The sequence below is a fragment of the Brumimicrobium mesophilum genome (assembly GCF_003025005.1).
Taxonomy (GTDB): domain Bacteria; phylum Bacteroidota; class Bacteroidia; order Flavobacteriales_D; family Crocinitomicaceae; genus Brumimicrobium; species Brumimicrobium mesophilum.
This window is the reverse complement of record NZ_PVSS01000002.1, coordinates 206,996-230,620: the sequence shown is the minus strand read 5'-3', so window position 1 is coordinate 230,620 and position 23,625 is coordinate 206,996. Positions and strand designations below refer to the sequence as shown.

General features: G+C 33.2%; 22 protein-coding genes. 9 read left to right on the top strand and 13 right to left on the bottom strand.

From position 1 onward, the window contains the following. The first annotated feature begins 133 nt into the window (after positions 1-133). The 4 genes from C6368_RS02705 (at position 134) to C6368_RS02690 (ending at position 3,337) form a co-directional block, all read left to right on the top strand. Entirely contained in the window at positions 134-799 is a 666-nt protein-coding gene (locus C6368_RS02705) for a metal-dependent transcriptional regulator (RefSeq protein WP_107037643.1), read from the top strand. Between the two features lie 59 nt (positions 800-858). Then, a complete protein-coding gene (locus tag C6368_RS02700) occupies positions 859-1,293 on the top strand; it encodes a hypothetical protein (RefSeq protein ID WP_107037642.1) in 435 nt (144 codons plus the stop codon). 152 nt (positions 1,294-1,445) lie between these two features. After that, positions 1,446-2,402 carry a M23 family metallopeptidase gene (locus tag C6368_RS02695; protein ID WP_107037641.1) on the top strand — a complete coding sequence of 319 codons (957 nt, stop codon included), beginning with the start codon at positions 1,446-1,448 and terminating at the stop codon, positions 2,400-2,402. A gap of 56 nt (positions 2,403-2,458) precedes the next feature. Then, positions 2,459-3,337, top strand: a complete 879-nt coding sequence (locus C6368_RS02690) for a patatin-like phospholipase family protein (protein ID WP_107037640.1) — start codon at positions 2,459-2,461, stop codon at positions 3,335-3,337. Between the two features lie 55 nt (positions 3,338-3,392). On the opposite strand, the gene rlmD is transcribed toward C6368_RS02690, so the two are convergent. From rlmD to C6368_RS02665, 5 genes are all read right to left on the bottom strand, one after another. Further along, positions 3,393-4,823, bottom strand: coding sequence for a 23S rRNA (uracil(1939)-C(5))-methyltransferase RlmD (gene rlmD, locus C6368_RS02685; protein ID WP_107037639.1), 1,431 nt, complete (start codon positions 4,821-4,823; stop codon positions 3,393-3,395). Positions 4,824-4,870: 47 nt separating this feature from the next. Beyond that, a complete protein-coding gene (gene lpxA, locus C6368_RS02680; protein ID WP_107037638.1) occupies positions 4,871-5,647 on the bottom strand; it encodes an acyl-ACP--UDP-N-acetylglucosamine O-acyltransferase in 777 nt (258 codons plus the stop codon). After that, a complete protein-coding gene (locus C6368_RS02675; protein ID WP_107037637.1) occupies positions 5,637-7,049 on the bottom strand; it encodes a bifunctional UDP-3-O-[3-hydroxymyristoyl] N-acetylglucosamine deacetylase/3-hydroxyacyl-ACP dehydratase in 1,413 nt (470 codons plus the stop codon). The genes lpxA and C6368_RS02675 overlap by 11 nt, the downstream gene beginning before the upstream one ends. A 29-nt stretch (positions 7,050-7,078) precedes the next feature. Beyond that, the gene (lpxD, locus tag C6368_RS02670; protein ID WP_107037636.1) at positions 7,079-8,107 is read right to left on the bottom strand and encodes a UDP-3-O-(3-hydroxymyristoyl)glucosamine N-acyltransferase; all 1,029 of its coding nucleotides are present in this window, start codon (positions 8,105-8,107) and stop codon (positions 7,079-7,081) included. Between the two features lie 68 nt (positions 8,108-8,175). Beyond that, positions 8,176-9,285 (bottom strand): HD domain-containing protein, encoded by a 1,110-nt coding sequence (locus tag C6368_RS02665; RefSeq protein ID WP_234369072.1) that lies wholly within the window; start codon positions 9,283-9,285, stop codon positions 8,176-8,178. A gap of 190 nt (positions 9,286-9,475) precedes the next feature. Here C6368_RS02665 and porX point away from each other — a divergent pair, with 190 nt between their 5' ends. The 4 genes from porX to C6368_RS02645 all read left to right on the top strand — a co-directional run bounded on the left by porX (position 9,476) and on the right by C6368_RS02645 (position 13,733). Beyond that, a complete protein-coding gene (gene porX / locus C6368_RS02660) occupies positions 9,476-11,020 on the top strand; it encodes a T9SS response regulator signal transducer PorX (RefSeq protein WP_107037634.1) in 1,545 nt (514 codons plus the stop codon). Positions 11,021-11,125: 105 nt separating this feature from the next. Then, on the top strand, positions 11,126-11,542 hold the full coding sequence (gene tsaE / locus C6368_RS02655; protein ID WP_107037633.1) for a tRNA (adenosine(37)-N6)-threonylcarbamoyltransferase complex ATPase subunit type 1 TsaE: 417 nt from the start codon (positions 11,126-11,128) through the stop codon (positions 11,540-11,542). Further along, on the top strand, positions 11,539-12,759 hold the full coding sequence (locus C6368_RS02650; RefSeq protein ID WP_107037632.1) for an alanine dehydrogenase: 1,221 nt from the start codon (positions 11,539-11,541) through the stop codon (positions 12,757-12,759). The genes tsaE and C6368_RS02650 overlap by 4 nt, the downstream gene beginning before the upstream one ends. A 278-nt stretch (positions 12,760-13,037) precedes the next feature. Further along, positions 13,038-13,733: a hypothetical protein gene (locus tag C6368_RS02645; protein WP_107037631.1), complete on the top strand. Its 696-nt coding sequence runs from the start codon at positions 13,038-13,040 to the stop codon at positions 13,731-13,733. Positions 13,734-13,766: 33 nt separating this feature from the next. On the opposite strand, the gene C6368_RS02640 is transcribed toward C6368_RS02645, so the two are convergent. From C6368_RS02640 to C6368_RS02630, 3 genes are read right to left on the bottom strand one after another with little or no spacing between them, the layout of a single operon-like run. After that, positions 13,767-14,369 carry a DUF1684 domain-containing protein gene (locus C6368_RS02640; RefSeq protein WP_107037630.1) on the bottom strand — a complete coding sequence of 201 codons (603 nt, stop codon included), beginning with the start codon at positions 14,367-14,369 and terminating at the stop codon, positions 13,767-13,769. A 44-nt stretch (positions 14,370-14,413) separates the two neighbouring features. After that, on the bottom strand, positions 14,414-15,079 hold the full coding sequence (locus tag C6368_RS02635) for a YggS family pyridoxal phosphate-dependent enzyme (RefSeq protein ID WP_107037629.1): 666 nt from the start codon (positions 15,077-15,079) through the stop codon (positions 14,414-14,416). Beyond that, positions 15,076-16,320, bottom strand: a complete 1,245-nt coding sequence (locus C6368_RS02630; RefSeq protein ID WP_107037628.1) for a DUF1015 domain-containing protein — start codon at positions 16,318-16,320, stop codon at positions 15,076-15,078. The genes C6368_RS02635 and C6368_RS02630 overlap by 4 nt, the downstream gene beginning before the upstream one ends. 171 nt (positions 16,321-16,491) lie before the next feature. Between C6368_RS02630 and rimO the strand changes: the two genes are divergently transcribed. Then, entirely contained in the window at positions 16,492-17,805 is a 1,314-nt protein-coding gene (gene rimO, locus C6368_RS02625) for a 30S ribosomal protein S12 methylthiotransferase RimO (RefSeq protein ID WP_107037627.1), read from the top strand. A gap of 115 nt (positions 17,806-17,920) precedes the next feature. Here the strand turns inward: rimO and C6368_RS02620 are convergent, their stop codons facing one another. The 5 genes from C6368_RS02620 to C6368_RS02600 form a co-directional block, all read right to left on the bottom strand. Next, positions 17,921-18,319 (bottom strand): hypothetical protein, encoded by a 399-nt coding sequence (locus tag C6368_RS02620; RefSeq protein ID WP_107037626.1) that lies wholly within the window; start codon positions 18,317-18,319, stop codon positions 17,921-17,923. Beyond that, positions 18,316-18,657, bottom strand: a complete 342-nt coding sequence (locus C6368_RS02615; RefSeq protein WP_107037625.1) for a hypothetical protein — start codon at positions 18,655-18,657, stop codon at positions 18,316-18,318. Before C6368_RS02615 ends, C6368_RS02620 begins: the two co-directional genes overlap by 4 nt. Positions 18,658-18,694: 37 nt before the next feature. Next, a complete protein-coding gene (locus C6368_RS02610) occupies positions 18,695-18,919 on the bottom strand; it encodes a YtxH domain-containing protein (RefSeq protein ID WP_107037624.1) in 225 nt (74 codons plus the stop codon). 328 nt (positions 18,920-19,247) lie between these two features. Further along, the gene (locus C6368_RS02605; protein ID WP_107037623.1) at positions 19,248-20,519 is read right to left on the bottom strand and encodes a T9SS type A sorting domain-containing protein; all 1,272 of its coding nucleotides are present in this window, start codon (positions 20,517-20,519) and stop codon (positions 19,248-19,250) included. A gap of 142 nt (positions 20,520-20,661) precedes the next feature. Then, the gene (locus C6368_RS02600; RefSeq protein ID WP_107037622.1) at positions 20,662-23,625 is read right to left on the bottom strand and encodes a DNA polymerase III subunit alpha; all 2,964 of its coding nucleotides are present in this window, start codon (positions 23,623-23,625) and stop codon (positions 20,662-20,664) included.

The window sequence follows — 23,625 nt, the reverse complement described above, 5'->3', positions numbered from 1 at the left end:
CGTTATTATAACGGTCTTTTTTTTTCTTTAATCTCAGTTGATAGTAAAATATCGTTCTTTTCAAGATTAGCTAATAAATGATTAGATTAATCTAAATACATATTTATATTTGTTGTGGAATTAATTGTGACAAATGAAAGAGCTAACTCAAAGCGAAGAAAATTATATAAAAGCCATTTACTATCTTCAGAAAGTAATGGATAAGCCTGTTGGAACGAATGATTTAGCGAATAGGATGGACACAAAAGCCAGTTCTGTTACTGATATGGTGCGTCGACTTTCTGAGAAGGATTTGATAATATATGAAAAATATAAGGGATGTGAATTGACTATTACTGGTCAAGAAGCTGCTTTGAAAACCATTAGAAAACATAGACTTTGGGAAACCTTTTTAGTAGAAAAACTTAATTTTGGATGGGAAGAGGTTCATGAAATTGCAGAACAACTAGAACATATTCAGTCTGTTAAGTTGACAAATAAGTTGGATGAATTTTTAGATTTTCCGAAATTTGATCCACATGGAGACCCTATTCCAGATCAAAATGGAAAGCTCGCACAACGAGAAGAGTCGTTTAAGTTAATTGATTTGGAAGTTAATGTTCCGGCAATTATTATTGGGGTTTCAGATAGTTCTGCTTCTTTTTTGAAATATTTAGACAAACATGGTATTCAATTGGGAGTAGCAGTTAAGGTAATAGATAGGTTCGAATTCGATCATTCTACAGAAGTACTCATTAACGATAAAATGTTAAGTCTTTCTGCAGCAGCGTCCTCCAAAATTACTGTTCAGGTAAAATAGGATGTTCTAATTGATTTTTGTTTTCTCCATGATTTAATTTATAATTTGAAAAATTCAACATGAAAATTCCGAATATTTCATTAACCAATTTAAGTGGAAACAAACATATACTTTCTGATTTGATAAAATCAGATAAACTTAACTTAATACTCTTTTATAATTCAAATTGTTTGGGTTGTACGGGAAGGGCAATTCCTTTGGCATACAATTTACTTAAACAACATTCATTTATTGCTTTATCCGTAATTCATTCTAATTTTGGAAAGAAACTCGTTACACAAGAAGAGATTTTATCTATTTTTACAGAGCAGTATAGCCCAATTGAAATTTATAAAGAGGACCATCATAAGCTTTACGATTTTTTTAATTGTGAAGGGACACCTCATTGGATTTTGATGAATGGCAAAAGCGATATTCTCTATTCGTTTTTTGGTTCTCAAGATGGAACACAAATGAAATTACAATATGCTATTGATGAGTATTCTTTAAATTAAGAGCAAAACTTAATTTATTGTTAATATTTAGTTTTCATAAATAAACTGTTTAAAACTTTAACATTAGTTTAATTAATCCAATAATTTATGTTTTAAATTTGTCTCACTAATTTCAGTTTTTAATTATTGAAAATTGAGAAATAAAGCATTTAATGAAGTATCTTTTTTTCGTGACTGTTCTTTTTGCAATGGTTAAACCTTTGTCTTCTCAGACAGTTAGGGACACAATTGATTCTCCAAATGGGAAAATTTTAATGTACGATAATCACACGTGGGAGTACTTGGAAGATTTAGCTTTCGATGGTGTTTTAAATGATTTTGTTCATGAATACTTTTTAAAAGATTCATTAATTGATTATAAATGGCCTTGGGATAGTGAGTCTTGCTATTCATCAAATAGAACAAACGATTTATCACTGTTAAAAGATACGCTTTGGTTGTGTGTTACAGATTCAACAAATTCAGAGTTCGTAATGCCTTTTGATGGTAAAGTAACTTCAAGGTATGGCTATAGAAGAGGACGATATCACAATGGAATAGATATTAATTTAAATACAGGAGACCCTGTGGTGGCAGCCTTCGACGGAAAGGTTAGATATTCTAAATACAATTCATCGGGTTTCGGAAATTTGGTGATCATTCGTCACTATAATGGTTTGGAAACTTTTTATGCTCATCTTTCTGAGTTAAATGTGGTGCCTAATCAATTTGTAAAAGCTGGTGATTTAATTGGATTGGGAGGAAATACTGGAAATTCTTATGGTTCTCATCTGCATTTCGAAATGCGCTTTTATGATGCACCTATGAATCCTGAAGAAGTTATAGATTTCAAAACAAAGAAAGTTAGAGACCAAAATTTATTTGTACATAATGGATTGTTTAGACCTGGAGCTGCACCAAGCCATTCTCCTTTGGCTACCACAACAAGTCATACCGCTGTCGCTTCATCAGCAATCGCTTCTAATGCAGTGTATTACCGCGTAAAAGGTGGAGATACTTTAGGTCACATTGCACGAAAAAATCATACTACTGTTTCTAGGTTGTGTAAGTTGAACAACATCAGGAGTACTACAACTTTAAAAATTGGTCGTAGGCTAAGAGTGAAATAGTTTGAAAAATCAGTAATTAACTTAGTTTTATAATATCTTTTATTTATCTTAATCAAATGAATAAAAGAAAACTGAAAGTTATAGTTTCAATTGATGGTGGTGGGATAAGAGGTGTTTTACCCCTTTTAATACTGAACCATATCAATTCCCTGATTCAACGGCATGGGCTTGGTGATGATTTATCAAGTAATATTGATTTAATTTCAGGGACTTCAACAGGTGCAATAATTTCTGCTGGATTAATTGTTACAAAAGACAAAAAGAACATTTATTCGATTAATGACCTTCTGGGACTATATGTTGCCAGAGGTCCTCAATTATTCAATTTAGCAAATCCATCAAACCGAAGATCTGAAGGTCTTAGATTAGTTTTAAAAAGAAAGTTTAAAGGGATTATGCTGTCTGATTTAAATACTAAATTCGCTTTTGTTAGTTATGACAAGACATCCAAATTACCTTTTGTTTTTGGTCGTCATAGGAGATCTTTATCAGGTGTAGATTTAAGCACGGCACTTGCAGCATGTAGTGCTGTACCAGGGTATTTTGATCCAGTGAAAATTAATGAGTACGAATTGATTGATGGAATTATGGCTGCTAAAAACCCTGCACATATCGCTTATCAGCAGGCAAGAACTTATTTTCCAGATGATGTTTATTTATTGTTAAGTTTCGGAACAGGAAATTTGAAAGGAGCTATGTATGATTCTATTGAGAAAGATGTTGATGCTGTTGATGAAAAGCTCTTACAGAAATCAGAATTAAATGATAATTTAATTTACTATAGGTTTCAACCTGATATTGTTAAGGCGAATCCTCAGATGGACAATGCTTTACCTGAAAATATTGCATCTTTAATTGTAGATGGAGAATCTTATATTAAAGAAAATAAAATAATTTTTGACCGACTTATAGCTGATTGGAAAATGTATAAATAGTAAAAGCTACTCCAGAAGAGTAGCTTTTACCTGGTTTTTTTTATTAATTTATTCGTTACCTTTCAAAAAGGCCAATAGCTTCAATATGACTAGTGTGTGGGAATTGATCAACTAAACTGATTTTTTTCGTCTTGTAGCCATTCTCTTCCAATGTTTTAATATCTCTTGCCTGAGTTGCAGGATTACATGAAATATATACAATTCTTTCAGCACCCAATTGAATTACTTTGAGCAATGTTTTTGGAGCAATACCTGCTCTTGGTGGGTCTAACACAATGGTATCTATTTTCCCTTCATAATCTGGATAAGCTTTTAAGAACTTACCGACATCTGCAGCGTAAAATTCAACACCAGTAATATTGTTCCTCTTAGCATTTCTTTTAGCATCAGAAATAGCCTCTGCGACTATATCAACTCCAACAATTTTAGTATCTACTGTGCGTTGAGTGAGCAGTTGTCCAATAGTTCCAGTTCCACAGAATAAATCCATTACAACTTTTCCTTTCAAAGAACGATTACCTTCAAAAACATAGTCCAAAGCTTTGTTGTATAAACGTTCTGCGCTTTTTGGGTTTGTTTGGAAAAAACTTTCCATGCTTATTTCAAAGAACAACCCATTGAGTTCTTCTATAACATGGTCTTTTCCAAATGCTAATTTGCAATCTCCGTTTTCAATCTTCGCTCTATCTGCAACATTGTCATTAATTGTATGTTGAAAACCGGCAATTCTATCGCCCATTTTTTCTTGAAGATAATTAGCAACTGCTTGTAAGTCAAAGTTCTCAAGGCCTTCAGAAGAAGTGACAAGATTTATTAATAATTTGTCTTCATAGAAAGATTTTCTCACAACTATATGTCTGAAAAAACCATCTTTTCTCGGTGGATGCCAAGCCGGTAATCCTGTGTTGAATAGAAATTCTCTAAATTCTTTTAAGAAGTTTTCCCATTGCTCGTCAAACAATCCTGATGCCTTATCTAGACTTTCAACTTTCCACCATGTTCCACGGTGTTTAAACCCTAATGCAAAAGCATCATCAATTTCTTCGTCTGTATGAATATCGTGTTCAATACAAGAAAAAGAATATTCCATTTTATTTCTATAGTGATAATGCTCAGGAGAAGGAATAAACTCATCAAATAATTCATCGATATTTTGAAGGTTAGCTAACCTACGGTATACTTCTAGAGTTACTTTTTCTTTGTGGTCCTCCTGAATTGAAGGTGGAACATGGATATATGGTGCACCACTAATTTCTTGATATTCAGATGTTACTTCTTGAGGAGATCTTTCTAAAACTTTCAGTAAACTGCATTCGGCATGTTTCTTTCTTTTTTTAGTTACTCTTGCAAGTACTTTTTGACCGGGAAATGAATTTTGGACGAAAAGAACAAAGGAACCATTTTCATCTTTAAGACGAGCTATTCCTTTACCACCAAAGGCTAAATCTTCGATGGTTAGTTCTATGGTTTGACCGCGTTTTACCAATTTATTTTGAAATTTTAATTTATGAAAGTGAATGAGTAAAAAATGGATTACATTAATCCACGAATTATTCCTTTTTCACTACTTTTTACAAACTCTATAACTTGAGTTCTTAAAGGATGATCCGGCATTTCAGCCGCTAAACTTGCCAATCCGTTCGTTACATTGTTGTTTTGAACGAATAGAATTCTATATATATCTTCAATCGTTTTTACATCTTGGTCTGAAAAGTTTCTGCGTCGTAGTCCAACTGCATTAATTCCAGCATAGCTTAAAGGTTCACGCGCTGCACGAACAAACGGAGGTACATCTTTTCTAATTAAACTTGCTCCTCCAATAAAAGAGTGTGCTCCAATGTGAACAAACTGTTGAGCTGCTGCTTTTCCTTCAATGATAGCATAATCATCTATGGTTACATGTCCTGATAATCCAACATAATTGGCAAGAATTACATTGTTACCTAAAGTACAATCATGTGCGACATGAACATAGCCCATTAAAAGACAATTGTCTCCTACAGATGTCTTCATTTTATCTGTCGTACCTCTGTGTATAGTTACACATTCACGAATAGTAGTATTGTTTCCAATTTCAACGGTTGTATATTCTCCATCAAACTTCAGGTCTTGAGGAATTGCACCAATAACGGCTCCTGGATAAATTTTACAATTATTTCCAATTCGTGTTCCTGGAAAAATCGTGACATTAGGTCCAATGTGAGTACCATCACCAATGACAACATCATCATAAATGGATGTAAAAGCTTCAATTGTAACATCAGATCCAATCTGAGCTTCAGAAGAAACAGATGCTAGATTACTTATCATGTTCTACTTTGTCTTTAATTACTTGTGCCAACATTTCTGCTTCTACCGCCAAAACACCGTTAATATAACCTTTTCCGCCCATATTTACTAAACCACGGCGCATTGGAGATAATAATTTCAGTTCAAAAACGATAGTATCTCCAGGTATCACTTTTTGTTTGAACTTAACATTGTCAATTTTCATAAAGTAAGTGGAGTAGAGGTGTGGCTCATCTACTTTGCTTAATGCAAATATTCCACCACATTGTGCCATTGCTTCAACTTGCAGAACTCCAGGGAAAATTGGATTCCCAGGGAAATGTCCAGTAAATTGAGGCTCATTCATTGTGATGTTTTTTACACCAACGATTGTATCCTCAGAAATCTCCATCACTTTGTCTACCAACAAAAATGGATAACGGTGAGGTAACATTTTCTCAATGTCATTGATGTCATACAAAGGTGCTTTACTTAAATCAAATTTGCGTGGTGCATTTTTTTGCTTCTTAATTTGATCCTTTAAAACTTTTGCAAAACGCGTGTTTCCTGAATGTCCAGGTCGTGCTGCTAAAATATGCGCTTTAATAGGTTTTCCAACCAAAGCTAAATCTCCTACAATGTCTAATAATTTGTGACGAGCAGGTTCATTTTGAAATTTCATCTGATAGTTATTCAGCGTTCCAATTCCCTTATATTTAACTTCTAATCCTTCTTTCCCTAATATTTTTGCTAATCGGTCAAGTTCCTCTTGTTTTACATCTTCACGTTCAACTAAAATTATAGCATTGTCGATGTCTCCACCTTTTATTAAACCATTTGTAGCTAAATATTCTAGTTCTTTAAGAAAAACAAATGTTTTACAGGTAGAAATTTCTTCTTTAAATTCTTCAATTTTATAAATAGTAGCATGTTGAGTACCTAAAACTGGAGATTTATAATCTACCATAACAGTTAAACGATACACGCTATCAGGAACTGCTAAAAATTCAATTCCTTTTTCAGTGTCCTCCCATGGAATAACCTCGTCTAACTCCAGATATTCTCTAACAGATTTTTGTTCTTCATATCCTACTGACTCTATGGCTTGAACAAAAGGGTACGAACTACCATCCATAATTGGAATTTCAGGACCAGAGATTTTTATTAAAGCATTATCAACTTGCATTCCATATAATGCAGCTAAAACATGTTCAGTTGTATAAACTTTAGCACCATTTTGCTCTAATGTTGTACCTCTTTCCGTAGAAACGACTAAATCTGCATCTGCATCAATAGTTGGCTCTCCTTCCAAATCAATCCTCTGGAATTTGTATCCATGATTATCTGGTGCTGGACATAATTCTAATGTAACTTTTTCACCAGTATGCAACCCTATACCGATAAGTTTTACTTCACTTTTTAATGTTCTTTGATTCTCAACCATAGTTTTTTATTATCTGATTCAGATGAATTTTATTTAAGTTTTTCTTCAATTTCTTGTAAACGTTTCAATATAGAAGGCAATCTTCTAAATCCAACAAATGATTTTTTATAATCGTCCATTGGAATTGCAGGAGATCCCATTAAAGTGGTATTTGGTTTTTTGACACTTCCCGGTACTCCTGATTGGGCAACAATTTGTGTGTAATCTGAAATTTTGATGTGTCCACTTATTCCTACTTGACCACCTACAAGAACACTTTTACCAATTTTAGTAGAACCAGCTACTCCAGCCTGAGCTGCCATCGCAGAATTAATTCCAATCTCAACATTATGTGCAATTTGAACTAAATTATCAATTTTTACACCTCTGCGTAAAACTGTAGATCCTAATGTGGCCCTGTCAATGGTTGCATTTGCACCAACATCAACATGGTCTTCTAAAATTACATTTCCAATTTGTGGAACTTTTTGAAACTCACCCTTTTCATTAGGTGCAAATCCAAATCCATCCGATCCTATCACTGCGCCTGCATGAATTAAACATGATTTTCCAATCACACATTCATGATAAATTGAAACATTTGGATGAATAGTTGTTCCGTCTCCTACTTTAACATTGTCTCCAATAAATGAATTAGGATAGATTTTAACATTGTTTCCAATTACAGCATTTTCACCAATATAGGCATTTGCACCAATGTAAACTTCTTCACCAATCTTTGCTGAATCTGCAATAAATGCATTTCTTTCAATCTGAGGTGCTTTTTGATGCATCTGATTGTACACTTCCAAAAGTTTAGCAAAACAACTATATGGATCCTCAACTTTTACTAAAGTAAGAGTAGAAGGAATTGATTTTGTTGGAATAAAAGTTTTGGCAACAATGGCTATCGAAGCCTTAGTTTCATAAATATGAGGTTCATACTTCATATTTGATAGAAAAGTAAGTGTGTTTGGCTGACCTTCTTCAATTTTGGAGAGTCCTGAAACGGTAACTTGTTCATTTCCATGAACCTCTCCTTCTAAAATGCCTGCAATTTGTTCTGCTGAAAATTCCATTCCTCAAAAATATAAAAAGAGTTTGTTCAAACCCCTTAGATTAGCTTTATTTATTCACAATTCAACATTTATAAGTGTAAATTTGGAGCTGGGTAACATAAAAAGTACTTTTCTACAGGTTCTGATAAAGCGTGAATGTTTAAATTATCTGCTGCTTGACTTATATCTTTAACACTACCGTCTTTCATTAAAAGATTTATGTTTTCTCTTTGCTCATTATAAGCATTGTTTCTTAAAATGTCGGTTTTAATAAAATTTTCGGCCTCCTCTTGATTTAATTTAAAATGGTCTTTAACTAAATCGATTTCATATTGAATCCTCTCTTCTGAAAAAGGTGTAGATGAAATTTCAATCTTGAATAATTTTCTATTAATAAGTTGTTTTGCTAACAGTGACAATACTTTATCATCATTAAATTGCCAAACTTTAACGGCCCCCATGATGTCGAAATCATCAAGTAAAGCAAATTGATTTAAAAGGTTATCGTCATTTTCAAAATCAGTTAATTCAATATCTCTTTCTAAAAATATTTTGAAAGGTGGACTAGCAAATAAATCTTTTCCCGATTTAACTAGTGTTTTAGCCCGTCTTAATAAATAGGTTAGCATCACCTCTGATGACACCACTGTTTTGTGCATATATACTTGCCAATACATTAAACGACGTGCAACCAAAAATTTCTCGATTGAATAAACGCCTTTTTGTTCCACAACTAGTTGATTATCTACAACATCAAGCATGGCAATTATTCTATCACTTCCGATCACGCCTTCCGAAACACCTGTGTAAAAACTGTCTCTATTCAAATAATCCATTCTGTCCATATCCAATTGGCTGGAAACCAATTGATGTAAAAACGACTTGGAATATTTATCTTCAAAAATTTCAATCGCTAAATCAAGTTTTCCTCCAAATTCTTTAGACAAACGTTGCATAAAAAGTAAAGAAATTTCCTCATGACTAACTCCTTTCACAATGTCTCTTTCTAAAGTGTGACTGAAAGGTCCATGACCAATATCATGCAACAAAATGGCGATTAAAACGGCTGTTTCTTCTTCTTCAGTAATTTCAATCCCTTTATACCGCAGTGCTTGAATAGCCTTTGTCATTAGGTGTGTGGCTCCAATTGCATGGTGAAAACGAGTGTGCAAAGCCCCTGGATATACGAGGTGTGACATTCCTAATTGCTTTATCCTTCTTAGTCTTTGGTAAAATGGATGTTCAATTAAATCGAAAATTATATCCTTGGGTAAGGAAATAAAACCATACACAGGGTCGTTTATAATTTTCTTCTTGTTATTTATGTTGAGGTTTGGACGCAAATCTTTACTTTTATGAATATCATGTAAATTTAAAAATAATCAGACAATGCAAGTGAAAATTCTTTGGGCAGATGACGAAATCGACTTATTAAAGCCACATATTATATTCTTAACACAGAAAGGGTACGAGGTAGAACCCGTTCGCAGTGGAGGGGAAGCAATTGAAAAATGCGAAGAAACGGCTTATGATATCGTTTTTTTAGATGAAAATATGCCGGGAATTTCTGGTTTAGACGCTTTGGCGAAAATAAAAGAGCTCAGACCAATGGTTCCTGTGGTGATGATTACCAAAAGTGAGGAAGAAAGCATTATGGAGGAGGCCATAGGTGGAAAAATTGCCGATTATTTAATTAAACCTGTAAACCCAAATCAAATTCTTTTGAGTTTAAAAAAGAATCTTGATCAAAGTAAATTGGTCTCTGAAAAATTAAATACCAATTACCAAAGAGAATTTAGGCAAATTGGAATGGACTTAAGTGATCGTTTAGATGCGCAGGAGTGGAGTAGCATGTATAAAAAATTGGTCAATTGGGATTTAGAATTCTCCAAAATGGAGGATCAAGGAATGCAGGAGGTTTTTGATATGCAATTGAAAGAGGCCAATTCCTCATTTTCTAAATTTATTGAAGAAAATTATTTGGATTGGTTGAATGGGGTTGAAGAGGGGCCTCAAATGCTACATACTTTATTTAAGGATAGGATAGCTCCGCACATGAAAGAACCAGTTTATTTGCTGGTGGTTGATAATTTACGTTATGATCAATATCAAATGCTTCGTCCTGCATTAAGTAAATATTTTTCTTTTGATAAGGAAGAAATTGTTTATTCGATTTTACCTACAGCCACTCAATATGCGAGAAATGCACTTTTTGCTGGTTTAATGCCGAGTGAAATAAAAAAGAAATATCCTAATCTATGGGTAGGAGAAGAGGAAGAAGGAGGTAAAAATGTTCATGAGGAAGATCTGTTGAAAAAACAATTGAAACGTCTTGGAATTGAAGCTAAAGTTGGATATAGAAAAATCACAAATTTAGAGGCTGGTAAGAAATTATATGAAAACCTTAATCAATTAAAAAATAACGATTTAAATGTGATTGTGTACAATTTCGTGGATATGCTTTCTCATGCTCGTACGGATATGAAGGTGATACGTGAATTAGCTGATGATGAAGCTGCATATCGCTCATTAACTTCGAGTTGGTTTGAACATTCACCTTTGCAAGATATAATGAAAGAGATCGCTAAAACGGGTGCAAAAGTTATTTTAACTACTGATCATGGTACCGTGAAAGTGAATAATGCTATAAAAGTTGTTGGTCCTAAAGAAACAAATACCAATTTGAGATATAAAATTGGAAAGAATTTGAATTATAAGGATAAAGAAGTATTTGAAGTAAAAAATCCTGATGAAGCATATCTACCGAAGGACAATATTTCAGACCTCTACGTTTTTAGTCGCAATAATGATTTCTTTGTCTATCCAAACAACTATAACCATTACTCTAAATATTACTCGGAAACTTTCCAACATGGTGGAATTTCTTTAGAGGAGATTTTGATTCCATATGTTGAGATGAGAGGAAAAAAATAGGATTTAGAATTTGAATACGAAGCTGCTAATTTAGTATCTTCGTATTCTTTTTTAATCAAAATATCAATTGACTACAGCAATGTTAATTGGTTAAAATCCTCAAATATGAAGTTTGTTGCAAGAACCGAAGAAGATTTAATTAATATCAGTAAAGAATTTATTGATTTAATGCAGGAATATAATTGCTTTGCCTTTAAAGGTGAAATGGGTGCCGGAAAAACCACATTTATTTCTTATCTTGCTAAGGCAATGGGAATTGTTGATCAAGTTAGTTCCCCTACTTATGGTTATGTTAACGAATATGAAAGTCCTTATTTCGGTACAATTTATCATTTTGATTTGTATAGAATTGAAGATGAAAATGAAGCCTATGATATAGGAATTGAGGAATATATTTATGACGATAACATTATTTTGATTGAGTGGGCAGAAAATATTGAGAACCTTTTACCTGAAGATTGCGTATGGGTTAATATTACTAAGAATGATCAAGACGGTCGTGAGATTGAAGTAGATATATGAAGACAGATCCAGAGATAATTAAAAGCCTAATGAAGGAGGGTAGACTTCTTCCTCAAGAGGAAATGTTAGAAATTGCCCGTAAAAAAGGTAATTTGAAAATTGGGATTCCAAGAGAGTATTCTTATCAAGAAAGACGGGTAGCGCTTGTTCCCGAAGCTGTTTCTTTATTGGTGGCCAATGGTCATGATATTAGAGTTGAAACGAAAGCTGGTGAAAATGCTAATTTCTCTGATAGGGCTTATTCTGAAGCTGGAGCCGAAATTGTTTACGATCGAAAAGAGGTTTTTCAATGCGATATTGTTTTTAAGGTTTCACCTCCAATAGAGGAAGAGGTGGATATGATGGGAACAGGTCAAACTTTAATCTCTGCGCTTCAAATTAATCTACAACCTAAACAGATTTTGCAAAAAATGATGCAAAAGAAAATTACTGCTATCGCTTGGGATTATATGCGCGATGATGAAGGGCATTTTCCTGTGGTTAGAGCGATGGGAGAAATTGCAGGTAATACATCAATTCATATTGCTGCAGAGTTACTTAATGCATTTAAAAATGGAAAAGGTGTAATGCTAGGAGGAATTGCTGGTGTTCAACCGACGGAAGTGGTTATTTTAGGCGCAGGAACAGTAGGGGAATTTGCTGCTCGTTCTGCCTTAGGATTAGGGTGTTCTGTGAAAGTATTTGATAATTCATTAGGAAAACTTAGACGACTTCAAACAGCTATAGGACATAGAATATTCACATCTATTATTCAACCAAAAGTTTTGAATAAGGCCTTAATGAGAGCTGATGTAGTAATAGGTGCCGTAAGGTCACCATTTGGAAAAACTCCTTGCATCGTTTCTGCCGATATGGTAAGCAATATGAAATCAGGTTCCATAATTATTGATGTAAGTATAGATCAAGGAGGATGTTTTGAAACTTCTGAGTTAACAAATCATGAAATGCCAACATTTGACAAATATGGTGTAACACATTATTGTGTGCCTAACATTGCTTCACGTGTTTCTAGAACGGCCTCTTTCGCTATTTCGAATATTTTTGCTCCTGTTTTAATTAAAATGGGTGACAAAGGAGGTGATAAAGAATTAATTAAAAGAGATCATGGTTTTAGAAGTGGTGTGTATATGTACAAAGGTACTTTAACTAGTGAAGTATTGGGTAAGGTGTTTGATCTTAATTACAAAGAAATTGAGCTTTTGTTGATGGGAATGTAATCGATTAGCTTTTGCACTTCTAAGGATGACATGAATTCAAAATACTTGCCTGTGTCCAATTTCTTTTTTAAATAGAATGAGCACAGGAAAAATGCTTTTTTTCTTGGTCTACCTGCATATCTGTTCTCGAATTTATCAGCTGAAATAATCATAGGAATGAGAAGATGATAGGCGTCCAATTTATTTATTCTAAAAGTTAAAGATAATTCAGAATCTTATTAGGCTTTTGAAGAACTTATTAATATTCCTCCTATTTTTGCATTCTAATAATTGTGATTATGAAAGGAATTTGGAAAAGACTTAGGTATTATTTAATTGGTTTTCTTATTGGAACTATTTTCGTAAGTATTTTATTCAGAGACAGAGGGTGTTCTTGGACTCCAACCAATAGAGTTAAAAATTCCATTCAAGATAAGATTATTGTGTTTCCAGAAAATCAGATTAAATCGTTCGATGCATTAGGATTGAATAAAGAAAGCATTTATAAATTTTTAGTAGAGGCAGATGTTGATTTTTCAAATAGTTTAAAAGATAAGTTTCCTAAGGTTTATATTGTTGAAGAAAATGACTCGATAGATAGACGATTACAATTCTCACTGTACGAAGATAGTTATATCACAATCGCTCATGTTTTAGATAAGAATGAAAAACCGAAAAGATATGAGCAGTTAGAGGGGTGGGGAACAATGGTGCGTTTACCTAAAGATTCAGCTTTGGTTTTTATTGATAAATCAAATTATACTCAATGTAAATCCAGAGGGCTGGCTTCAACTGAACAGCAAGATATTGTAAAAGCATTGAAATCAACAGGAAGAGTTGATTTCTCTAGAAGCGATTTAATGCTAACAAAAGCAGTTCAGCAAATACAGTTTGTGCAAAGCGATACTGTCGAAGTAAACGCAAAAACAATTTGGTTCGAATCAAGAATCACTTTTAAAGATTTTGATTGGGATTACAAATTAGAATGTGAATAAAAAAATGTAGTAGGTTTATCCAATTTGGCAAGTCTACAATTTTTTATCAGGATTCATGATGCCAGCATTCACCTTCACATCTATGTGATTTTCTTCTGGAGTTATTGGGCAAGAGTAGCGATAGGAATATACGCAGTAAGGGTTATACGCTTTGTTAAAATCCACTCTTACTTCTTTGCTTTTGATAGACATTTCGATATCCAAATATCTTCCTCCGCCATAGGTTAATTCTGGGGCATTGGCATCTTTAAATGGAACAAATACATAGTTTTTGTAATCCGAACCTTTCAATCCAAGGTTTTTATATACGGCTAATTTGAATTTTTTCCCGGAGTGATTAAAATGAAGATATCCTAAACGTTGATATTTTGGAGTCCTACTTGTGGTAGTAGGCATTTCAAATTTTCTACCTTTTTTCTTTTCGAATTCTGCAGTTAAAACCCAACTTGAATCTATTTTGAAATGATTCAATTGATTTATTTTTTCCTGTTCTTCTGAATTTAAAATTGAATCTGTAGCTAATAATTTATTTTCAAATTTATCTCTTTCGGTTTGAATCGATTCTATATAATTGACTTGGGTAAATGCAACCATTGTAGGCAAGAATAGTAGAAGAGCTAATGTTATGGTTTTCATATTGGAATCTATTAATTGATTGATTATTTCTTTTTCTATTGAACTTAAGTGTTTCTTGCCCCAAAAATTGTACTTCCAATTCTTACCATATTACTTCCTTCACCAATGGCGATTTCGTAATCTCCGCTCATTCCCATGGAAATGATAGAGAAATCCTCATTATATTTAAAGAAATGGCTTCTAAAAACTTCGAAATAGTTATTTAATGTTCTGAATTCATCTTGAACTTTTTCTTTATTTTCAGTAAATGTCGCCATTCCCATAACTCCACGAACATTAACATTTTCAAGATCAGCAAATTCTTTCTTTTCGAACATTTCTTTGGCTTCTTCGAAATCGAAACCAAATTTACTTTCTTCTTGTGCAATATGAAATTGGATTAAAACATCAATTATTCTGTCCTCATTTTTTGCACGTTTATTAATTTCTAAAAGAAGTTTAAAGCTGTCTACTCCATGTATAAGAGACACGAAAGGAGCGATGTATTTTACTTTTTTGGTTTGTAAATGACCAATAAAATGCCATTCTATATCCTTAGGAAGCTCTTCATGTTTGTCTACTAATTCTTGAACACGATTTTCTCCAAATATACGTTGACCAGTTAGATAAGCTTCCAAAATTGCCTCATTAGGCTTGGTTTTAGAAACAGCAACAAGTGTTACATCCGTAGGAATACTGCCTTTAACCTTTAATAAATTTACTGCAATCATTCGTCAATTCTATAAATAGTTAATCCACTACGCATTTTAGGTTCAATAAATGTAGACTTAGGAGGCATAATTGCATTTTCGTCAGCAACTGCTTTTAGCTGTTCCATTGTAACGGGGTACAATAAGAATCCCACTTGATTTTCACCAGAATTAACAGAATGTTCTAAGGCTAAAATTCCATCTTCACCGCTTTGAAAGGAAATATTTTCATCCGTAGTTAAATCATGAATTCCTAAAACAGGAGATAAGATGTAACGTGTTAAAATTTCAGCATCAATGCTGCTTACGGCATCTAATTTACTGTGTTTTTCTGTTCTTAACCTTAATCTGTACCAACTTCTATCAATGAACATGTGAATATCATGAAGTTGCTCTGGAGCTTTTGGTCGTTCTAATTCTTTCACTTCAAAATGATTTTCAACTAACTTTATTAATTCCTTTTTCGAATGACCATTTAAGGTGCTACATAAACGATTGAAAGGCATAATATTTAATCTCTCTTCATCAATAAAAAAGCTCAAAAAGGAGTTGTAATTTTTATCTTTGTTATAATCTCCTTTGGCCGCTATCAAGTCATGTAAACGTACTGATGATGCAGATCTATGATGACCATCTGCGATGTAACAAGTTTCTATATTCGCATAAGCATCTTGAATTTGCTTTACTTCTTCACGCGTAGTGATCCATAATTCATGTACTGATTCATCGGTTGTTGCAAATTCATATTCAGGACGTTTCTTTACAATTTTCGTAAGAATTAAATCTAATTCATCGCTTTTCTTATGACTTAAAAGCACAGGTTCTGCATTAAATCCTACTATGTCAAGGTAATTTGTAAACATAGCTTCTCTAGATGCCAATGTAGCTTCGTGTTTTTTTATTTTATTGTCCTTATATTCTTGAACACTTGCCCCGCCAATAACTCCGAGGTAGGAGTGATTTGGAGTTGATTGTCTATAAACATAAAATGCCTCATCTTCATCTTGAAGTAGAATTCCTCTGGCAGAAAACTCTTCATACTTATCTTTAACCTTTAAAAATCGTTCTATAGTATTGGGTAAAGTTCTCGTATTGTCATTTTCAAAAAATTCTGGGTGAATAATATGAATAAATGAAAATGGATTTGATTCTAACTTGGCTTCAAGAATTGAATGTTTGTAGGTTGACACTGCACGAGAAGCTACTAAATGAGCTTTACTACGCACAGGACGGATAGCTTTAAAAGCTTTAATTTTTGTCATAGTTTATGAATTACATAGTTGGATTGCTTTCAATTACAACAAAGATAAAAATTTGTTTGAATCACTATCAACTTATCCAATTTAGAAAAGTATAATAAATAGATTCCTAACTTTCACATTCTTTTTAGACCGGATTGCTTGTAAATCTTTTTTAAGCTGTAACTTTGCGGCATGAAGACAAAAACGCTGAAGAAAAACAAAGTGAATGTTGTCACTTTAGGGTGTTCAAAGAATATTTATGATTCAGAAGTGCTAATGGCACAATTGAAAGCCAATAAATTTGAAGTTGAGCATGAAGCAAAGCAGGATGATTCTGAGATAGTAATCATTAATACTTGTGGATTTATTGATAATGCAAAACAAGAATCTATAGATACTATTTTGCGTTATGCTCAAGCAAAAAAGGAAGGTCAAGTTGATAAAGTTTACGTAACAGGTTGTTTATCTCAAAGATATAAAGATGAGCTAGAACAAGAAATTCCAGAAGTTGATGCTTATTTTGGTACACGTGAATTGCCACGAATGCTAAAAACTTTAAAAGCGGATTATAAACATGAATTAGTTGGTGAAAGGTTATTGACAACGCCATCTCATTATGCTTATTTTAAAATAGCAGAAGGTTGTGATCGACCATGTTCTTTTTGTGCTATTCCTATCATGAGAGGGAATCATAGATCTACTCCAATTGAGGACTTGATGAAACAAGCACAAGGATTAGCTGCAAAAGGAGTAAAGGAGTTGATGTTGATTGCACAGGATTTAACTTATTATGGGTTAGATTTATATAAAAAACGTGCCTTAGCTGAACTTGTAGATCGACTTGCGGATGTTGAAGGAATTGAATGGATTAAATTGCATTATGCCTTTCCAACTGGATTCCCAATGGATGTCTTAGATGTAATGAGAGAAAGAAGTAATGTTTGTAATTACTTAGATATGCCATTACAACATGGTTCAACGAATATGTTGAAAGCCATGAGAAGAGGAACTACAAGAGAAAAGACAGAAAGACTTATATCTGATATTCGCGATAGAGTACCAGGAATTGCAATTAGAACTACTTTGATTTCAGGTTATCCTGGTGAAACAGATGCTGATTTCCAAGAAATGTACGATTGGGTTGAAAAATCTAGGTTTGAGCGTTTAGGAATCTTTACTTACTCTCATGAGGAAAACACGCATGCTTTCAATTTCGAAGACAATGTCCCAGCTGCCATTAAACAACAACGAGCTGATGAAATCATGGAATTACAATCTGGAATTAGCTATGATTTGAATCAAACACATGTGGGACAAGTAAGAAAGGTTTTGTTTGATAAAGCAGAGGGAGAATACTTTATTGGTAGAACAGAATTTGATTCTCCTGAGGTTGATAATGAGGTTTTGATTAAGGCCAAAGATAATTATGTGAGAATTGGAGATTTTGCACCAATTCTAATTACATCAGCTGATCATTACGATCTATATGGAAAATTAGCAGATTAATATTTAAGTCCATTTGACGATTACATGAGTCAATGAGAAATTTAAGATAATATAAATACAAAAGCGGCGCAATTTTAATTGCGCCGCTTTTGTATCATTAATAAATTGAAAACCCTTATTTTTTTATTTTTTCTAATCCTTTGTCAATAAGACCTGAAACTGCATCAGTTAAGGCCACCTTATTGTTAATGTATAGTTTGTCGATCAAAGATTTCCCAATCAACTTCCAGTCCATGCCAGAAGATTGTTTAGGAGAATTTTCCATAATTTTCTGTCCCGCTTTATCATAAAGATAGTCTAACGATAACCCTACAAGGTATTTATTGAATTCGAACTCACCAGAAAATTGATGATCTACGGTTTTCTCTACCTTACTTTCTATAAATCCAAAAAGATTTTTAGGTTTAATGTATTCTTTACCATAGACTTCAATGATTCCTTTAGAGATTTCGATCTCTTTTTTGATTCGCTCTTCTTCCTCTAATAAATCCTTATAACTGTTAATTGTCTTCATATCTTTCTTGTCATTGCACGTGTGAAAAAATTAAGTAAATATCCGAGTGTTCCTTTATAGAATATTCGCATGAGTAGAATTGTTAATAGCGGAATAGCACCAACTATTAAAAAACCTAGAGAATAAGAATCAAGCACTCCACCTAAATATATTGCCAAAGCAAAACCAAAAAAAGACATTCCTATCATTATAAGTATGACAGTAAGTAACCCATGAGTTGCTCTTGATAGAAGTTGAGAGGTTTTTTGTACGCTCTTTATTCTTCCCAATTCAAAATATGACTCAGCTAGGTTTTTAACTTCTTGTATTCCTTCTTTGGTTATGTTCTTTTCCCTCATAGTTCTGTGTAGTTAGTGAAAGCCTTGTATTCTATGCTTACGATTTGATATGCGCTTTCTTTAACAGTTCGTCTCCTTTTTCTACTACTGCATCTTTAGCGCTTAATAATGCGTCTCTCGTTGCATCTGATGCTTCACCAAATTTCTTAGCAATTACGTCGCGTGTATCTTTACCACTTTGCGGTGCTAATAATAATGATACTCCTGCTCCAACAACTGCTCCTGCTAATGCTGCTACAATGATTTTTGATTTTTCGTCCATAATAATATATTTTTTTGTTAATACTGTTTTATTAAAGGTACGTAATTAAACATGCTATTCAAAGTTGAAAATCACAAAAAAAATTAAAATCATTTAGGTGGATTTAATGTATTATTATTTCAAAGCACAGGCTTTCGCGGTGTAATAAAATGTTATAATAACCTTATGATTAATTTAATCTTCGAGTAGGTTTTAGTTTTATACTTGATCATTTATAACAATTATAATAGTATATTTTAAGTAGTTATTAATTGTGTCGCTTAATATATGGCAAAAAAAAGAGACCACCATTGGTGATCTCTCCTTTAAAATGAAATGTAAATTTCAATTATTTACGAACAACTAGTTTGTTAGTTTTAACAACTTCATTGTTTTGATTACGTACAGTATAAATGTATACACCATTGTTTAGGTGACTTACATCTACTTTCTTCATTCCGTTTGCAATAGTTGTATTTACAACTTGTTGACCTGTAACAGAGTTAATGATAACAGTACCATTCTCTAAACCATCAATTTTGAAGTTTACAAAATTGTTTGCTGGGTTAGGGTAGATGCTAATTTCTTTATATTGATCAGTTACAGAAACTGGAGAAGTTAATATGATTGGATTTGACTCTCCAAATACACTAGAATATCCAGTAGCACCTTCAACAAGAACATAAACTATCATTTCAACATTCTCTTCGATTGGAGCGCTTTCAACTGCAGTTCCTGCTGCATTTAATCTAAAGTAAACACCTCCTGCTGTGAAATTATAAGTTTGAGATGCACCAGTTGTAGCTATTTGAACACCACTTCCTTGTAAAAATCCTAATGGACTATTCAACATGTTAGGAGTAACACTTGATTCCATTGCAAGAACATAATAACTAGCAACGTTTGTTTCGTCTGGAGTGTCGAAAGAAACTTCTAAATCTGAACCATTTCCATTATCAGAAACGTCATTTGCAGCCACATTTGTTACATTTGGTGCATCTGGAATTACTGCTCCAGTTGTAATGTTATCAACTTCTAATACAGAACCAGGAGTAAGTGTTGAATTTACTGTTGTAAAAATTTCACCTTCACTACTAGCGATAAAGATATCGTATTCAGCAACTGCTCCTGCAAGGTATTGCATTGTAACGGTGCTTGTTGCGAAGTTAGCTTGAATTCCGGCGAATGTTTCGAACCCTTGACCTATCAAAGATCCATTTGCATTATATGCTTGAACCAAGATGATTGCTGTGTCATTCATTGCCACGTCGTACATCACATCAAAAGTGAAATCAACAAATTTATCTGAAGTTGCTACTGTTTGGATTGCATACGCACCGTAATCTCCGTTTGGAAAGTTTGTAGCGTCTGTTGTGTTTGCCATGTTGAATGAAGTCAATTTAATGTGACTTGATCCATTTGTAGATCCACTTGTCATTTCTGTTGATGGTTCAACAGTCATAGATCCATCAGTTACATCTCCATTTGAAGAAAAAGCTTGGTTTGTAACCCAACTATCTGGTTCTCCAGCTGTCCAGTTTTCAAAACTTGGATTTGAAATTTGAGCACTAATTGCAGCACTTGCTAATAAAGCCAATGCAGATAAGTAAATTTTATTCATAATATTATTTTTTTAATTTGCTCAAATATACATATATTCTAGCGTCACACCTATTTTTTAAGTTTTTTTACAATTTCAGGTTTTACTTTTAGTTTCAGTAAAAGTGTCTCTTAGAGGGTTGAAGATTGTGTTGTCTATATTTTTATTTTCCTAATCGAGGATCACCTGCAATGCTCATTTTTTTAGATTGAATTACATTCATACTGCAAAAACCAAAACGATCTGTAATTTCACCATAACAACCATAAATTCCCATCCCTACAATTGGGTATTGATGAACTACATCTGTAAAATGAACTGCGTCAAAATAATTACCCTCTTGATCAATAAAAGTGCTTAATCGCATGATTTTGCCTTGTGATGTTTTATTGAAACGAGTAGTCACTAATTTTCCATATAAAAGCACTTTTTTATTTACATGCAGGTTCATCTCTCTGGCTTTTATATGTGATTTAAATTCTTCTGTTACTAAAGAAAAGTAATCGTGAATGGTGAAGTCTAATAACTCCATTTCATCGTAAACATTCTCTAACCAATGTGAATTCAATTTTGGAATTGTAAAATCTTGATTTTGCACACGAAATAATTGTACTTGCTCTTGAACTTGACGTTGTTTCGTTGCATTTAATCTAAAAGTAGCTTTCCAGAGTAGTTCTGTTTTTGGTGTTAAGAGAAATCGAAAAGCATTAATGCGAATTAAAATGGTTATTTGCTCTATGGATATGGTAATACGATCCATGAAATCATCTAAAGATTTGAATTCTCCAAATACTTGTCTTTCATTTAAAATCCGTTGAATAACCAATTGTTCTAGACTTTTTAAATATCCAAAACCTAAGTAAATAGTTTTACCGATTACTCTATTTACATGTTCACTGGTATTTATACATGGTAATTCAATTTTGGCACCACACATTTTTGCTTCGTGGATATAATGTTCAGCGGAGTAAAAACCACCACCATTATTTAATACAGCTACCATAAATTCAATTGGATAATAACATTTTAAGAATAAACTTTGGTAGCTTTCCACAGCATAAGAAGCCGAGTGGCCTTTAGCAAATGCATATCCTGCAAAGCTTTTGATTTGATTCCAAATTTCAAAAATCAGCTTGTCTTCATGTCCTTTCTTTCTACTATTAGCAATGAATTTATCCTCTACAGCTTTAAATTCAGAAGCTGAGCGTGATTTACCACTCATTCCTCTTCTGAGAACATCTGCTTCACTTAAAGTTAAATCCGCGAATTTACTGGCTACTTTCATGACGTCTTCTTGATACACCATCACGCCATAAGTTTCAGGCATAATTTCTAATAAAATAGGATGGGCTTCTTTCCTTTTTTCAGGATAACGATGTCTTTTTATAAATTCATCTTTCATTCCAGAACCTGAAACACCAGGCCTAACGATAGAACTCGCAGCGACCAAACCAATGTAATCTTCGGTTTTTAGTTTTTGCATTAATCCGCGCATGGCAGGAGATTCAACATAATATGCTCCAATTGCTCCACCCGTTTTTAAAAGATTATTTATTTTCTCATCGTTTTTGAAACGCTCAACATCTGTGATGTCAATTTCTGGCGCATTCGGATTGTTTTCTTTAATTATTTCTAAAGCATCTTTGATTTTCGCTAATCCACGTTGACCTAAAATGTCAAATTTGAAAATACCTACATCATCAGCAATATTCATATCAAATTGAACTGTTGGAAAATCCTTTGGAGGGAGGCTTGTGGCAGAATAATAATGAACAGGTTTGTCTAAGATTAGAACTCCGGCAGAATGCACACTCACATAATTTGGGAAACCTTCAATTAACTTTCCGTATTTTAAAACAAGTTTAGAAACGTCATCTAGTTGACCTTCTACGGTGCCTTTGCTTAATTTATCAATTTCTTCTTTCGGTAAGCCAAACACTTTTCCCAATTCTCGAACTACAGCTCTATATTTGAAAGTAACGTAAGTTGCCATCAATGCCACATGATCAAAGCGATCAAAAATATATTGGGTAACGGTATTTCTATCTTTCCATGAAAAATCAATATCAAAATCGGGTGGGGAAGCCCTAAAAGGATTGATGAATCTTTCGAAATATAAATCGAGTTCTACAGGATCTACATCTGTAATTCCCATAATGTAAGCAACTATACTATTTGCACCACTTCCTCTTCCCACATGAAAGAAGTTATTCCTTTTTGCATATTGAATGATATCATAATTGATCAAGAAAAAAGAAACAAATTTTAAATCAATGATGACTTTCAATTCTTTCTGAAGACGATCAAGTACTTTTTGAGTCGGATTTTTATAGCGTTCGTGAATTTTTTCATCACACAAGTCCAACAACATTTTACAGTCTTCTTCAAAACTATTCAGGTATAGGTTTTTATTTTGATTTTCACGTTTATCATTAAATCCAAAACTGACATTGCATTGTTGGAGTAGTGATTCAGTATTTGAAATAATAGAAGGAAATTCTTTAAAATACTCCTTTAATTCTGATTTAGAATGTATTTTATCGGTTTGCAAACATTCCTCGGAAGTAGGGAGTTTACTCAATAAAGTATTGTTGTCAATTGCTCTCAGTAATCGGTGTGCATTGAAATCTTTTTTATCTCTAATCGTAACTTGTTGCTGAATGACGAGTTTATCTTCAAATTTTCTCACGTAGGAAAACCGAAGTTTATTTATTTCAGCAATAGAAATACCAATAAATTCATTTTCTGAGAAAGTGTTGAGATTGAGTTCTAAAACTTTCTCGAAGGGATAAATAATAAGAACGTCTTCTAATTGTTTTGGTTTTTCTGGAATAGCGGTTTTAGATTCTAAAAAAGAGGACAAATAACGATTGATGTTTTCAAAGCCAGCATTACTTTTCGCAAGTGCCACAAATTGCTGCTTGTTACCGTTTCTAAAATCGATGCCAATTACGGGTTTTATGTTCAGCTTTTTTGCTTCCTGTATGAAATTCATACAAGCAGACGTATTATTAATGTCTGTCAGCGCAATAGAATCAATATCATTATCGATTGCAAGCTGCAGCAATTCAATTTCGGAAAATGTTCCGTAACGCAAAGAGTAATATGTATGACAATTGATATACAT

What these genes read in the sequence shown, in the direction of transcription:
- C6368_RS02705 (WP_107037643.1), top strand. Translation starts at nt 134, where the DNA reads ATGAAAGAGCTAACTCAAAGCGAAGAAAATTATATAAAAGCCATTTAC.
- C6368_RS02700 (WP_107037642.1), top strand. Translation starts at nt 859, where the DNA reads ATGAAAATTCCGAATATTTCATTAACCAATTTAAGTGGAAACAAACAT.
- C6368_RS02695 (WP_107037641.1), top strand. Translation starts at nt 1,446, where the DNA reads ATGAAGTATCTTTTTTTCGTGACTGTTCTTTTTGCAATGGTTAAACCT.
- C6368_RS02690 (WP_107037640.1), top strand. Translation starts at nt 2,459, where the DNA reads ATGAATAAAAGAAAACTGAAAGTTATAGTTTCAATTGATGGTGGTGGG.
- lpxA (WP_107037638.1), bottom strand. Translation starts at nt 5,647, where the DNA reads ATGATAAGTAATCTAGCATCTGTTTCTTCTGAAGCTCAGATTGGATCT.
- C6368_RS02675 (WP_107037637.1), bottom strand. Translation starts at nt 7,049, where the DNA reads ATGGTTGAGAATCAAAGAACATTAAAAAGTGAAGTAAAACTTATCGGT.
- lpxD (WP_107037636.1), bottom strand. Translation starts at nt 8,107, where the DNA reads ATGGAATTTTCAGCAGAACAAATTGCAGGCATTTTAGAAGGAGAGGTT.
- C6368_RS02665 (WP_234369072.1), bottom strand. Translation starts at nt 9,285, where the DNA reads ATGTCACACCTCGTATATCCAGGGGCTTTGCACACTCGTTTTCACCAT.
- porX (WP_107037634.1), top strand. Translation starts at nt 9,476, where the DNA reads ATGCAAGTGAAAATTCTTTGGGCAGATGACGAAATCGACTTATTAAAG.
- tsaE (WP_107037633.1), top strand. Translation starts at nt 11,126, where the DNA reads ATGAAGTTTGTTGCAAGAACCGAAGAAGATTTAATTAATATCAGTAAA.
- C6368_RS02650 (WP_107037632.1), top strand. Translation starts at nt 11,539, where the DNA reads ATGAAGACAGATCCAGAGATAATTAAAAGCCTAATGAAGGAGGGTAGA.
- C6368_RS02645 (WP_107037631.1), top strand. Translation starts at nt 13,038, where the DNA reads ATGAAAGGAATTTGGAAAAGACTTAGGTATTATTTAATTGGTTTTCTT.
- C6368_RS02640 (WP_107037630.1), bottom strand. Translation starts at nt 14,369, where the DNA reads ATGAAAACCATAACATTAGCTCTTCTACTATTCTTGCCTACAATGGTT.
- C6368_RS02635 (WP_107037629.1), bottom strand. Translation starts at nt 15,079, where the DNA reads ATGATTGCAGTAAATTTATTAAAGGTTAAAGGCAGTATTCCTACGGAT.
- C6368_RS02630 (WP_107037628.1), bottom strand. Translation starts at nt 16,320, where the DNA reads ATGACAAAAATTAAAGCTTTTAAAGCTATCCGTCCTGTGCGTAGTAAA.
- rimO (WP_107037627.1), top strand. Translation starts at nt 16,492, where the DNA reads ATGAAGACAAAAACGCTGAAGAAAAACAAAGTGAATGTTGTCACTTTA.
- C6368_RS02620 (WP_107037626.1), bottom strand. Translation starts at nt 18,319, where the DNA reads ATGAAGACAATTAACAGTTATAAGGATTTATTAGAGGAAGAAGAGCGA.
- C6368_RS02615 (WP_107037625.1), bottom strand. Translation starts at nt 18,657, where the DNA reads ATGAGGGAAAAGAACATAACCAAAGAAGGAATACAAGAAGTTAAAAAC.
- C6368_RS02610 (WP_107037624.1), bottom strand. Translation starts at nt 18,919, where the DNA reads ATGGACGAAAAATCAAAAATCATTGTAGCAGCATTAGCAGGAGCAGTT.
- C6368_RS02605 (WP_107037623.1), bottom strand. Translation starts at nt 20,519, where the DNA reads ATGAATAAAATTTACTTATCTGCATTGGCTTTATTAGCAAGTGCTGCA.
- C6368_RS02600 (WP_107037622.1), bottom strand. Translation starts at nt 23,625, where the DNA reads ATGTATATCAATTGTCATACATATTACTCTTTGCGTTACGGAACATTT.